The sequence below is a fragment of the Fervidobacterium islandicum genome (genome assembly GCF_000767275.3).
GTDB classification, from domain to species: Bacteria; Thermotogota; Thermotogae; order Thermotogales; family Fervidobacteriaceae; genus Fervidobacterium; species Fervidobacterium islandicum.
The window spans coordinates 581,783-595,457 of the sequence record NZ_CP014334.2 but is presented as its reverse complement, the minus strand read 5'-3'; the positions used below and the strand labels follow the sequence as shown (position 1 = coordinate 595,457).

The following is a 13,675-nucleotide window of genomic DNA, read 5'->3' as shown; positions in this document are numbered from 1 at the left end:
ACCTCCCACTTTAAGAAGTGTCGCCTTTTTTAAATTATACCACTTTTAGGAAGGAGTGATATAATTGTTCGTGGATATCAGAAAGTGCGGGGTGATAGCATGGATAATAACACGAGCAAGATAATAGTAGTTACAGGTGGTGCTAAGAATATAGGAAAAGGGATTGCTCTGAAATTTCTTGAACTTGGCTGGAAGGTGGGTATAATTGACTATGACAAACAGGCCCTTGAGAATTTTCCAGTCAAAGATGAAACGGTCGTCTTTCTGTACCACGGAGATGTCGCTAATGAGTATTCGGTAAGTGATTTCTATATACAGCTTAAAGAAAGGTTTGGAAGACTTGATGCAATTGTTAACAATGCCGCGATTGGTGGGTTCAAAGATTTCCTGGACCTCTCTGTTTCTGAATGGAAAAGGGTCATTGATGTAAACCTCACAGGATATTTTTTGATGGCCCGCTTCGGTGTCCCGATAATCCTCGAAACAGTGGGAAAAGGAGCCATAGTTAATATTTCATCGACTCGTGCTCTGATGTCCGAGCCAGGGAACGAAGCTTATAGTGCATCAAAAGCCGGAATTTTAGGATTAACACACGCATTGGCAAATTCTTTAGGACCAAAAATAAGAGTTAATGCGATATGTCCTGGCTGGATCTTGCATGAAGGTGAGATTATATCAGAAAGAGAACATTCTCAACATCTGACGGGCCGTGCCGGAACAATCTCCGATATAGCTGAGATGGTTGCATTCTTGGTAGATGAGCAAAAAAGCGGATTTATAACTGGGCAATATTTCGTAGTTGATGGCGGGATGACTAAGAAAATGATTTATATTTAAAGTCTAAAAAAACTTCCTTGAACACTGGAGAGGTGAAAGAATAGATGAGATCATTATCAAAACTACCAGACTTAATATTCAGATACAAATTCTTAATCATCTCAGTCCTTTTATTAATTCTTTCCATTATTATTATTCTGAACAACGGTAAGGTTGAGACAAGAATAGAGACCTTTTTGCCGGGTTACAAACCCGGAAGACCAATAACGGAAATTGAAGACCCGGCAGTGCAAAATCTTGTAAAGATGAGCATGAAATTTGGTGATAGATACACGGTGTCTATTATATACAAATCTCATAACAGTTTAGATAATGCTGGAAGTTTGAAAGATTTAGAAAGGTTACATAAAAAACTTGAAAGTCTTGCCAACGTTCAAATGGTTATTTCTATACTGAACTACCCTGGTTCCGAAAGATATATGCAAAACGATGCCCTGGATCTGCTGAACTTACCAAACGAGTTACATAGTTTCGTGTCATCCGATGGTAAATACGCACTATTTTTGGTTATACTCTCCGTTGATAAAATGGTAGAACCAATTGTGAGAAGGATAACGAATGAACTAAAAGGTGAACCCGTTGTCGTTCTGTCAGAGGCTTCTGTTAACAATAAACTCTTTGACGAACTTAGAAGATCGATGCTGTTTTATCCAGTTGTTATGTTCGGCGTGATATTTGCAATATTTTTCTATCAAACTCGCTCTTTCAGAGCTACCTTGGTTTCGCTTTTTATACCTATAATAGCTTCCATCTACACCTATGCTGTACACTTCGCTTTCGGAGGCATTCTTAACATCCTAACCTCAATGATAGCATCATTCTTGATTATCATTGGTTCTGCATATCCGCTGCACTACTATAACGCTTTGTTCAGAGCCCAAGATGCTCGAAAGCACATGTTCGCTCCGATATTCTTTTCGATGTTCACAACAGCGGTCGGATTCTTATCTTTTTTGTTCGTAAAGATACCAGCATTTAGAGAATTCGGAATTCTTGTTTCTATTGGACTTCTTTTTGATTTTTCACTTACCATGACTGTCGGAAACGAACTATTGTTACACGCTCGTTCGAAGACAAAAAGAATGCCCAGCTCTTTTGGGATAAGGTACGTTGGTAATAAGGTCGCTTTGGGAATACTGGCAACTGTCTTGTTTTTCATTATCTTGTCTTTCTTTTTCATTCCAAAGATAAAGGTAGGACTAACGAGTACGGATTATTTTTCAAAAAACTCCGATATAACGAAAGCGTATAGCCTTCTAGAAGAAAAGTTCGGTATGAAGGACGTTATCTATCTGGTTTTAGAAAAAGAAAATGGTGTTTTTCTACCGTTTGATAACAAAAACATAGATGAGATAATTAAAGAGCTTTCGAAATACCCGGAAATAAGCAGCGTTGACTTTCCGAGAACAGTCCCAGTTACAGTACTTGTATTAGCATCACGGACACAACCTTTGTTGAGGCATTACATAGCCGATGGAAAGACAATCCGACTTTCAATAAATCTCTCGCCTATGGGCTCAGAGAATCTGGAGAAAGTCACCCAAGTCGTCAATGAAATTATGAAAAAATACAACTATAAATACTATCTTGCAGGCAGTCCGTTTGTGTGGAAAGCTGTAAATGATAATATACTTGCGAGTCAAATTCAAAGTTTAGTAGCGGCGCTTATCATAGTATTCGTAACTCTACTCGTAGTATTCAGGGACTTCTCAGAGTCTTTAAAATTGGTATCGCCCGTGCTTTTTGCAACTGTACTTAATTTCTTTTATATGTCTGTTTTCAAGATGAAACTTGAGATTTCCACGGCGCTTACTTCGAGCATAATAATTGGACTTGCTATTGATTATTCTATCCACGTCGGTCACGATTACGGTAAGACAAAGAATATCTTCACAACGATAAAAAACGTTGGACCAGCGATATTAGGGAACGCTCTAGGAATTGTAGGAGGGTTCTTGACGTTGTTAATAGGTGGCGAGTTGAGTATGTTCAAAAGAATCGCAATACTTGTTTCTTTGGGAATATCCACTGCCGCATTATTAACATTGACTGTGTTGCCTTATCTTCTGTCACTTGAGAAGGTTAAAGGCTTAAAAAAGGACATCACGAAAACAAGAAATAATTAGGATAGGAGGCGACTCTTCGTGAAAAAAGTAAGAATAGCATTGGCACAAATTAACACAACTGTTGGTGATGTAGATGGCAACAAACAAAAGATTATCGAATTTATCAAGAGAGCTGCAGAGTACGATTCAGATGTGCTGGTTTTTCCGGAGATGTCGATAACCGGCTATCCTCCGGAAGATTTGCTTTTCAAAACTCACTTCGTTCAGGACAACATAAAGGCGCTTGAGGAAATTGCCATGCACGTACCAAGATCACTTATCGCTGTTATTGGTTTTGTCGATAAGGATGGAGATATTTACAACGCAGCCGCGGTCGTGAACGATGGCAAGATTGTGGCGAAATATCACAAGAATTATTTGCCAAACTACGGTGTTTTTGATGAAATGCGATACTTTCAAAAGGGCAATAGAGCGCTGGTAATCGAATTTGATAATGTGCGAATGGGTGTAACTATTTGCGAAGACATTTGGTATCCTGGTGGACCTGCACGAGCAGAAGCTCTTTACGCTGATGCGCAGATCTTAGTGAATCTTTCGGCCTCACCATACTATCAAGGGAAGCTTCTGTGGAGGGAGAAAATGCTTTCCACAAGAGCAAACGACAACCTTGCAGTCGTGGCTTACGTAAACCTTGTCGGCGGTCAAGACGAGCTTGTCTTCGATGGTGCGAGTATTGTTCTAAATGAAGCTGGGCAACTTCTGGCTAGAGCAAAGCAATTTGAAGAAGATTTGCTCATAGTTGATGTGGATGTTGATAGTGTAGATAAAGCGCGTTTAAAAGATCCGAGAAGAAGGCAAGATAAACTTATGGTAACAAAAGAAGATTTAGAGTGCATCGAGTTTGTCGGAATTCCATTTGAGAGAAAAGAAAAGAAGAACAAAATAACCAACCGAGTGGAACCTCTGCTTTCGGATGTCGCTGAAGTGTACAACGCACTGGTTGTTAGTTTACGAGACTATGCAACAAAGAACGGAATGAAGCAGGCTGTGATAGGACTTAGCGGTGGGATTGATAGTTCATTAGTGGCCTGCATTGCTGTTGACGCGTTAGGCAGGGAAAACGTGATTGGCGTTTCAATGCCCGGACCATTTTCGTCTGAACATAGCAAGGAAGACGCACAATTACTTGCGGAAAATCTTGGAATAAGATTTTTGACAATCCCTATTGTCGATGCGTACAATACCTTATTGCGAACGTTAAAGCCTGTTTTTGGCGATTTACCGTTCGATACAACAGAAGAAAACTTACAGGCAAGGATACGTGGAGTTATACTTATGGCTCTCTCTAATAAATTCGGCTGGCTCGTCTTGACAACAGGCAATAAGAGCGAAAGTGCAACAGGGTACTCCACACTGTACGGCGATACGGCAGGTGGGTACGCGGTAATCAAAGATTTGTACAAGACGATGGTTTACAAACTAAGCGAATATGTAAACCAGAAGGCTGGAAGAGAGATCATACCGCACAGGGTGTTCATAAAACCACCGAGTGCAGAATTGAGGGAAAATCAAACGGACCAAGACAAATTGCCTCCTTACGAAGTCCTTGACCAAATATTGAAACTCTATGTCGAAGAAGATTGTAGCGTTGAAGAAATCGTGAAGCTCGGATTTGATGAAAAAACAGTGAAAGAAGTTGCAAAAATGGTAAATATAAACGAATATAAACGAAGGCAAACACCACCAGGACCAAAGGTTACACAAAGAGCATTTGGAAAGGATAGGAGACTGCCAATAACAAATGGCTATAAAGAGCACAAAAAAAGCTAAGAAAATAATGTTACCCCCACTTACAAAGGTGGGGGCTTTTGTTAGTATCAAAAGAATGAAGAATCCTATCGATGGTTTCGCTTTTGTGACACTCAGTAACACGATATCAATCCTTGGCCTTTGCAACCATTATATTCGAATTGAATAGTTACATGGTTTATACCAACCTTTTCAAGTTCCGCTTTGATTTCAGTGTATACCTTCATTGTGTCGCTTACCTTAACGTCTTCCTTTAAATTCACATGAGCTTCAAAAAGGATGTTCTTCTCATCGAGCGCCCAAATGTGTAGATGGTGAATGTCCTTTATGGCAGGGTTTTTCAATAGTGCGGAATTGATATTCTCTATATCAATATTTACAGGCATACTTTCCATAAGAATCGATAATGAATCTCTCACGATTTCTATTCCCTCTTTAATCACGTATGCCGCAATTAAAATCGTCATTACTGAGTCCAGAAACTTGAAGTTGTATATCTTAATAAAAACTGCACTCATCAAAACTGCGATAGAAGACAGAGAATCTATCAACATATGTAAGTACGCTGACTTTATGTTAAGGCTCCCCTTCGACCATTTTCTTAGTATCAACATGCTAGTGAAATTAGCGATAAGTCCTATCAAGCCAACAACAAAAACAATACTAGTGTTTATTGATACAGGCTTAAGAAGTCTCTTAATTGCTTCTATTATGAGTACTATACCTATTACCAACAGAGCAGTGGAGTTTAAGAACGCAGCTACTATATTGGCACGCTTGTATCCAAAAGTCTTTTGGTAATTATTTGGCCGTTTCGAAATCCTTGCAGCTGCGTAAGAAATTATCAAAGACAGCGTGTCACCAAGGTTGTGGGCGGAGTCTGAGATCAGAGCCAAACTACCCGCAACGATACCACCTACAAACTCTGCCAATGTTATACCCAAATTTAATAGCACAACCATAGAGAAATGATGAATATTAATTTCGCCGTTTAGGAGACCGTCCTTATGGGAATGTCCATGAGAATGTCTGTGTGAAGTAATTAGACCGTTTCTATTATGTTCCCTAAACTCTTCGTGGTTGTTTTGGCCACCGTGATTGTGTGTGATTATTTTCTTTGCACTATTTTTTAATGTCATACCAGGAACGCCCCTTTTCAAAACGCAAATACTTTACTATCTGGAGTTCGCACTCTGTGTGCTAGGTGTTCGATGGTTTTAGTTATTATCTGTCTCACATGCTCATCGTCCAGTGAGTACAAAACATTCCTCCCAATTCGCCTGTACTTAACGATTCCAACCTGTCTTAAAATCCTCAGTTGATGTGATACAGCAGACTGGCTGATTCCAATAACCGATACAATATCGGATACGGTTCTTTCACCTTCCAGTAGTGAAAGAATGATTTTCAAACGCGTTTCATCAGAAAGAGCGGAGAAAAAATCACTTAGATAGAAGAAAAGGTACTCAGGCACACTTTTCTTTTGCGCATTCTCAGGCATATTCTTGCCTCCTTGTAATAAATGAACATATGTTCATATATCGAAACATATTATAAAGCACAAAATGGTAATTGTCAAAATGCTCTTCAAAACAATTTCGGGAACTCAATCATCCAAAGCTTTTAACAAGGCTAACAATCACCGATTCCCAGCCGTTTGCTAATATGAAAACTAAGACTTTAAAGGGCAGAGAAACCAACACGGGAGGAATCATGATCATACCAAGTGAGAGTAAGATGCTTGCGACAATCATGTCGATTATTATGAAAGGCACGTAAATAAGAATCCCCATTTTAAAGGCTATCTCTATTTCCCCCAAAACAAATGCGGACGTTAAAAGTGAATCTGGGGCTTCCTCTATGTTGTTAACCTTTTGATCGAGAGCGTTCGCAAGAACAAAGACGTTGTCTTCATTGTGGTGATTGACTAGCTCTGTTAGCATGAATTTTCTCACAGTTCCCATCGTACGGGAGAAAAACTCTTGATAAGTTATCTTTCCATCCATGTAGGGTTGCAACGCGTTTGCATTTATCTCGTTCCATGTAGGCTGCATAATAAAAAAGGTAAGAATCAAAGCAAGGCCAATGAGCACCTGGTTTGGAGGAACTTGTCTTGTACCTAAGGCATTTCTTACAAAGGAGAAAACGATAATTATCCGTGTAAACGAGGTAAAAAGCATCAAGATACTCGGCGCTAATGTCAGCACCGTTAGTACAAGTAGTATTTCTAATGTCGCAACAAGGTCTCTTGGGGATTGATTTGGTGTTACCTGGATGCGTATACCTGGTATAGGCACCTCGTCTTGAGGGAAGAAAGAGGTAGTTAATAAGAAGATAAAGAGCAACACGGCAAATCTCTTCATTTTTTACCACCAACGAATTTTTGTAAAATTGATTCAAAGCTCGAATTTCTGCCAGCTTCGGTGTCTATCTCTCCCTCTTCTATAGTATCGAGTTTTTTGACTACTGTTGCCTGGTTTGGTCCTATAAGAATGACGTAGTATTCCTTCAAAATTCTAACAAGCACTAACGAAGTAGTTCTGTCCAAGTAAACTCTGCTAATTACCTTAGCAAAACGCCCCCCAACCGTGTTGGGGAGCTTTCTTTTCAATAACCAGTATGTGCCAAGAAGTATCGCTATTATTGAAATGAGGCCAATTAAGAAACTTACAAGCCCTCCGATTTTTCTTCCTCTCCCTTAGTAATTTTATGAGTAAAAAACCGTCTTGAATTATTTCACCACTTTCTGAACAGCTTCAATAACCCTAGCCGCTTGGAAGGGTTTGACTATGAAGTCTTTCGCGCCGGCTTGTATGGCTTCTATCACCATAGCCTGCTGACCCATTGCACTACAAACAATAATTGTGGCGTTTGGGTCAATCTTTTTTATTTCTTTGATCGCGTCGATTCCGTTCATCTCGGGCATTGTGATGTCCATTGTCACAACATCCGGCTTCAGTTCTTTATACTTTTCTACAGCTTCAACACCGTTAGCAGCTTCACCAACAACCTCATGCCCCGCCTTTGTCAAAATGTCCTTCAACATCATGCGCATAAAAGCTGCATCATCAACAACCAGAATACGTGCCATCTTATGCCACCTCCGACCCTATAATTTCTTTGACTATTTCTTCCAGGTTAAGATAAACTATCAGCCTTGAATCCTTTTTTATGAGTCCTTTTGCTTTCTTGCCGTAAGTGTTCATTTTTCCAAGGTTAGTTTCCAATTCCTCGCTCTTCACTCTCATAACACCAACAACTTCATCGACCATTAAGCCAAACTCAACATCTTCGACTTTTGCGATGATTATCTTTTTGTATTCAACATTGCTCTCGTTAGCGAGTAACATTGGAAGGCTTATCACAGGAACGATTTTTCCTCTTAGGTTTATTACACCTTCAATTATCTTTTTAGCCCTCGGGACTGGGGTTATCTCTGTCTTTTCTATCACTATTTCTACCATTTCAACACCAATTGCCATCTCTTGGTTAAGTGCCTTAAAAACAAGCACTTCAAATTCCATGCTCTCACTCATCGGCTCCACCCCCTAATTAGTTGTTGGTTAGTGCGCTTTTCTATGCCATTTCAACAACATTTGCTACGTCCAGTATCAGTGCTATGCTCCCATCTCCGAGCGTAGCTCCGCCACTGAAGATTTTCACATCGCTGAAGATTTTTCCGAGCGACTTTATAACGATATCTTCCTGACCAATCAACGTGTCAACTGTGAGACCATATTTTCTGTTTCCATGCTTTACAACAACCACGTTCATTTCGCTTGGATTTTCCTCGTGTGGGAAATTGAAAACATGCCACAGTTTGATAAGTGGTATAACTTCCCCACGTATTACAATAACCTCCTCATTTTGAACAACCCTTATCTCTCCAGGGCTGATGATCAACGTGCTATCGATTATTGAAATAGGAATCGCGTAAACATAGTCGTTTACTTTCACAAGCAACGCTTGAATAATGGCTAACGTAAGTGGTAAGCGTATTGTAACTTTTGTTCCTTTCCCGACTTTACTCTCAATTGAAACTGAACCGTTCAAAGATTCAATAGTGTTTTTGACAACGTCCATTCCAACTCCTCGGCCCGAAAGTTCGCTGACCAGCTCTTTTGTAGAAAAACCAGGTAAGAATATGAAGTCGAAAACCTTCTCATCTGGTAAAGCTGCCGCTTTCTCTTCAGTTACTAAACCTCTTTCAATAGCTTTCTTCAAAATCTTATCTCTGCTCATGCCCCTTCCATCATCTTCAACTTCAATAACAACGTTATTTCCCTCATGGCGAGCTGATAATTTGACAGTACCTATTGGTGGTTTTCCAAGAGCTATCCTCTCTTCTTTTGTTTCGATACCGTGGTCGATAGCGTTCCTTATAAGGTGCACAAGAGGATCCCCGATAACTTCAACAAATGTCCTGTCGAGTTCGGTTTCTTCACCTTCCATAATGAAGTTAATTTCTTTTCCTAAACTTCTTGCTAAGTCTCTTACCATCCTTGGGAACCTGTTGAAAACAAATTCAATAGGCACCATCCTAACCTTCATCACGATATTCTGTAGATCTAGCGTAATTCTGCTGAGCTGGGCCAGTGATTCATCTACTTCTTTTATATTGTATTTTTTCAGTATATCAGCTATCCTACTTCGTGCAATCACAAGCTCGCCCATCAAATTCATCAAGGTATCCAGTTTTTCTGTGTCTACCCTGACAGTCTGAGTTATTTTTACTTTTTTCTGTTCCTTTTCCTTTTGTGGTTCACCCTCTCTACTTTCGGTGGTAACAGCTTCTTCCTTTTTTCTCTCTTCCACTTTAAGCGGTTTAACAACGACGCTCTTGATCTCGGAAACACCCATTATCTTTTCGTATATCTTTTCTTGAGGCACGTTACCAACACCAATGAGTTCAACCGTCAAATCGAATTTCTCGTTCTCGATATCTTCGACAGATGGGACAGAGTGGATTATTTCGATACCGATCTCCTCAAGTGTATGAAAAACCATGTACATTCTCGCAGATTTAAGCTGTGTGCCTTCTTGGAGGTTCACAACTATATGATACGCTGGTACACCTCTTTTGGCTGCTTCCTCTAAAACGTCGTTGATAACCTCTTGTGTAAAACTTTCAGCAACTACTCGTTTTCTAGTTTCTGTTGTCGCTTCCACCTCTACATTTCCTTCTTCAGACGATGGTACTCCGATTTTTTGAGTAACCTTTTCCACCTTTTCGCCTCTTGTGATCCTTTCAAATATATCTACAAGTCCCTCACTATCTTCTTCCAACTCATCTGAGCCTTTAGTAACAATTGACTGGAGCATTTTTTCAATCATATCAAGACCGGCGAAAAGGTAGTCCAGCTCGTCGCTTGTGATTTTCACCTTCCCGCCTCTTACAGCATCCAAATAATTTTCCATCCTATGACATAACTTTGCAAGTCTTTCAAATCCCATAGTTCCGGCCATACCTTTTAGAGTATGTAAAGCACGAAATGCTCTGTTAATCTGTTCAACATCTGAGGTATTCTTTTCTAGCTCTAGTAAGGCATCGTTCAGTAGCTGGATGTACTCTTTTGATTCGTCGATGAAAACACTGAGATATTCGTTGTACTCTCCCATGCTCATCCCTCCTTTTAGGAGACAATTATCTTATAATAGCTAAAGTATCCTGAACTGTACTTCCAAAATAACATCTTTGATGAAACACTAAAGCCTGTTGTCGATTTAATTATATCACCAATATCCAAAAGAATTTTAAAATCGTACGTTGACAGCTTTGAAAAGTCGTAGTACACTGGCAGGTCTTTCAACCGTCCTCGCGTTTTTTCATATTGCTCGTACTTGGTTTTGTCTATCGTTCCAAAAAAGCTTCTGTTTGAACTTGAATATACGTATAGCTTAAAATTTTGGAAAGTCATATTCCACTCCTGCTTTTGTGGATCGTACTTAGCTCCAAGTTTTGAAATGCTGGTTTCCAAGTTCTTCGTATTTGAGTTGTCAAATATAAATAGAAAGTCTCCAGTTTCTAATCTACCAACAACATAGACATTAGAAGAGGTCTTGGAAAGCGAAGAAACGAATTCAAGAACCCTTCCCAAATCTGCATTCGAGCCCTGCAACCACTGTTTGAGTATCTCGATAATACTCTCCGTGTCACTTGAAGGGACCGATAAATAATAATTCCAAGCCAGTGGAATGTTTCCGATATTTTCAGTTATGCGTTTAGTTGTGACTTGCTTCTTATTTTTCTGCTCAAACGTTATGCTAAGACTCCCTGCAGAAACGGTGGAATAAAATATAACATATTCTGATTCTGAAGAATCTATCGATGCACCAGGTAAGTTGAATTTCAAAGTATCTGGTTTTGAGTAGCCACTCAAGAAGAATGTTCCTGCCTTCAACCTTTCAAAAACCTTTGAACTTTTCGACAACTGCATATCCGAAGTCGTGTAAGTTTTCAATGCTAGCTCCAAGGCTGTCTTGCTACCGGCGATTACAAGATACTTTCCATTATATCCACAGTACAACGAATCACCCAAGAGATACTGGTTATTTGGCAAAGATTTGTAACTGACCGAAAGCATGTATGCCAATCCTTTTATGAGCTGCGATGGAGATTTCGTTTGAAATGCAAAGAAACTGTTGGCAGCAATGGTTTTGATAAAATCAAAGTAATAGTTTATGTCAAACGATATAACATTCGCTAGGTCAATTTGTAACCCCTTTGAAGCAAATAAAAGATCAGATGAAAGTGCTTCCTGAATGACAGAAGGAAGCACTCCTGTTCTGTAGCGCATATCCTCAAGTATTCGCAAAAAAGTATCCTCGAAACCCAAACCTTTTCTATTCAGAACGAAAGAAAAAAAAGGTACCTTCTTCAGTTCGTCGTACCAGGCGCCGCCATTAGAAACTCTGATGACAAAATCGTAGTCTTTGTGAACCAAGTCAAGTATGTCCGGGTCAGCAAAGACTGTTGTTAAGAAAACAACAAGAAGAATACTTAAGAAAGCCAACCTTGAAATCCTTGTCATCAGAAGAGCTCCTCCCAAGCTTTGTTTACTACTTCGACTAATTCGTTATCAAGAACATTGCTATAAGAACAATTAGCATCTTTTTGAAAAACCGCGAAGAATTCAATATTTCCATCGCCACCGAGAATTTTGGAAAAGTCTACATAGACAAGTCTTAAACCTCCGCCTGCCAAAAAATCTGTTAGAACTTCTCTCAGTACCCTCACATGTTCTAACTTATCTTTGATTACCCCCTGATGCTGGTAGCCCACTTCAAATTGAGGCTTTATTAGAATTATACCATACCCTTCTTCCTTGAGTAAATTTAGAATGTTACCTTTGATCTTTCTAACCGAGATAAAAGAAATGTCAACACTGACAATATCCACAAATTCCCCCAAATCTTCAAGAAATAAATCTTTTGCATTCTTTTGTATCTTTATCACTCTCTCGTTGGTCGCTATCCTTGGATGCAGTTGGTAAGTATTTACATCAACCGCGTAAATTTTCCTAGCATTGTTTTGCAGAAAAAAGTCAACGAAACCTCCCGTAGAACTACCAATATCGCATATAACTTTATCCTTAATGGCTATGTTCGCGATACTGCTTTTTTGAGACATACTCTTAAATAAACCTTCGAGTTTATAACCAGCTCGGCTAACGTACTTGAGAGACTCCACGATTGATATTTTATCACCAAGACCGACCAATTTGGAAGGCTCTAAACACACCTCTCCATTGACGATAACATTACCAGTTTTTATAAGTTGCTTAGCTTTGTTCCTACTTTCAGCCAGTCCATTTCTTGCCAAGAATACATCTAATCTCTCTTTTTGAGCGTTACCTGCCACGTTCCCACTTCCGTTACTATGTTCAAAGTGTCTCTTGAAACAAACATATAAAAGATAGAATCACCTAAGAAAACACCTCTGTAAAAGTAGCCGGACCTTGAATTTTCAACTCCAGTAAAGTATGGGTAAACCTCCTTGTTTGAAAAAACATATTCAAACCCACTATCGACTTTGGTTGCGTTATTTTCCGTCAATACGTAGTCACCGTTCAGCGTCTTTAATATCACTTTTCCTAAGTTCCTGTCAAGGGTAAGAAAAAGAGCTCCATTGAAATTACCTAGAAAGGAAACTTTGCGACTCTTCAAATTAACCACATAAACACCTTCCGTCACATCCAGCAAAAAAAGCGTATTGTCAATTAATAAAAAATCTAAAGGGGCATTCGAGACCTTCAACTTCCAGGCTAATGTCGTATCTGTTATTGAACCATCAGCGTAGATTAAAAATTTATCCCAACTAAATATGGGAGGCGAAGATATAAACTCTTTCTTACCTGTTCTCAAATTAAGTATGTAATTGCCTGTTAGAATAGAATAACCGTTGTAGAGAATCGGTAAGGAATCAACTTGAATATTGTTTTTTTCTGAAGTGTACAGCACGCCATTCTTGTAAAAACTTCCATCTACAGTGACAACCGCAGGTATGAAATTTACATAATCTGGAACAACCAATAAAGGCAAACCCACTGGAACGACTGTAAATATTCTACTGGTCTTTGGCTCATAAACTACAGTCTCTGGGACGTTATTTCCAGTTTCACCAACAGTCGGGATAATATGACCCTCGAGATTAGTCATTTCTATAAAGTTTTTAACGAAGTGACTTCTAAAATCATCTTCAGAATCGAACACAGCTACACTATTCCCTATTCTTAATCTGATTTTATCTTCCATCAATTCGATTCTTATTTCAAGTGGCTCTAGAGTCATTGAATTCACGCAATTCGTACTTTCACATTGCGTATTGCCAAAAGATATGCTAATTGGGAAAAAACCTATCTTGGATAGCTCTCTGGCAACAAAAACAGAAAGTTGTGGAGAGATGTTTTCATCATAAATCACAACCTGAGGTCTTTGTAGCCACTTTTCAATGACAGCCAACA

The 13,675-nt window shown here is 39.3% G+C and carries 13 protein-coding genes; 3 read left to right on the top strand and 10 right to left on the bottom strand.

Annotated elements, in window-relative coordinates; genetic code table 11:
• Positions 1-99: 99 nt before the first annotated feature.
• The 3 genes from NA23_RS02765 to NA23_RS02755 are packed head-to-tail and all read left to right on the top strand — an operon-like array spanning position 100 to position 4,733.
• A complete protein-coding gene (locus tag NA23_RS02765) occupies positions 100-837 on the top strand; it encodes an SDR family oxidoreductase (protein ID WP_033191190.1) in 738 nt (245 codons plus the stop codon).
• 44 nt (positions 838-881) lie between these two features.
• Entirely contained in the window at positions 882-2,963 is a 2,082-nt protein-coding gene (locus NA23_RS02760; RefSeq protein ID WP_052107079.1) for an efflux RND transporter permease subunit, read from the top strand.
• Between the two features lie 18 nt (positions 2,964-2,981).
• Positions 2,982-4,733: an NAD+ synthase gene (locus NA23_RS02755; protein WP_033191191.1), complete on the top strand. Its 1,752-nt coding sequence runs from the start codon at positions 2,982-2,984 to the stop codon at positions 4,731-4,733.
• Between the two features lie 92 nt (positions 4,734-4,825).
• Here the strand turns inward: NA23_RS02755 and NA23_RS02750 are convergent, their stop codons facing one another.
• The 10 genes from NA23_RS02750 to NA23_RS02705 all read right to left on the bottom strand — a co-directional run bounded on the left by NA23_RS02750 (position 4,826) and on the right by NA23_RS02705 (position 13,673).
• Positions 4,826-5,674 carry a cation diffusion facilitator family transporter gene (locus tag NA23_RS02750; protein ID WP_033192447.1) on the bottom strand — a complete coding sequence of 283 codons (849 nt, stop codon included), beginning with the start codon at positions 5,672-5,674 and terminating at the stop codon, positions 4,826-4,828.
• Between the two features lie 194 nt (positions 5,675-5,868).
• The gene (locus tag NA23_RS02745) at positions 5,869-6,213 is read right to left on the bottom strand and encodes an ArsR/SmtB family transcription factor (RefSeq protein ID WP_052107081.1); all 345 of its coding nucleotides are present in this window, start codon (positions 6,211-6,213) and stop codon (positions 5,869-5,871) included.
• A gap of 109 nt (positions 6,214-6,322) precedes the next feature.
• The gene (fliP, locus tag NA23_RS02740; protein ID WP_033191192.1) at positions 6,323-7,075 is read right to left on the bottom strand and encodes a flagellar type III secretion system pore protein FliP; all 753 of its coding nucleotides are present in this window, start codon (positions 7,073-7,075) and stop codon (positions 6,323-6,325) included.
• Positions 7,072-7,323 (bottom strand): flagellar biosynthetic protein FliO, encoded by a 252-nt coding sequence (locus NA23_RS02735; protein WP_158510122.1) that lies wholly within the window; start codon positions 7,321-7,323, stop codon positions 7,072-7,074. Before NA23_RS02735 ends, fliP begins: the two co-directional genes overlap by 4 nt.
• Positions 7,324-7,443: 120 nt before the next feature.
• The gene (gene cheY, locus NA23_RS02730; protein WP_033191194.1) at positions 7,444-7,803 is read right to left on the bottom strand and encodes a chemotaxis protein CheY; all 360 of its coding nucleotides are present in this window, start codon (positions 7,801-7,803) and stop codon (positions 7,444-7,446) included.
• 1 nt (position 7,804) lies between these two features.
• Positions 7,805-8,248: a chemotaxis protein CheW gene (locus NA23_RS02725; RefSeq protein ID WP_033191195.1), complete on the bottom strand. Its 444-nt coding sequence runs from the start codon at positions 8,246-8,248 to the stop codon at positions 7,805-7,807.
• 40 nt (positions 8,249-8,288) lie between these two features.
• Entirely contained in the window at positions 8,289-10,331 is a 2,043-nt protein-coding gene (locus NA23_RS02720; RefSeq protein ID WP_033191196.1) for a chemotaxis protein CheA, read from the bottom strand.
• A 14-nt stretch (positions 10,332-10,345) separates the two neighbouring features.
• Positions 10,346-11,743 carry a hypothetical protein gene (locus NA23_RS02715; protein WP_033191197.1) on the bottom strand — a complete coding sequence of 466 codons (1,398 nt, stop codon included), beginning with the start codon at positions 11,741-11,743 and terminating at the stop codon, positions 10,346-10,348.
• Positions 11,743-12,573, bottom strand: coding sequence for a TlyA family RNA methyltransferase (locus tag NA23_RS02710; protein ID WP_033191198.1), 831 nt, complete (start codon positions 12,571-12,573; stop codon positions 11,743-11,745). The genes NA23_RS02715 and NA23_RS02710 overlap by 1 nt, the downstream gene beginning before the upstream one ends.
• Positions 12,543-13,673 carry a hypothetical protein gene (locus NA23_RS02705; RefSeq protein WP_033191199.1) on the bottom strand — a complete coding sequence of 377 codons (1,131 nt, stop codon included), beginning with the start codon at positions 13,671-13,673 and terminating at the stop codon, positions 12,543-12,545. Before NA23_RS02705 ends, NA23_RS02710 begins: the two co-directional genes overlap by 31 nt.
• Positions 13,674-13,675: the final 2 nt, after the last annotated feature.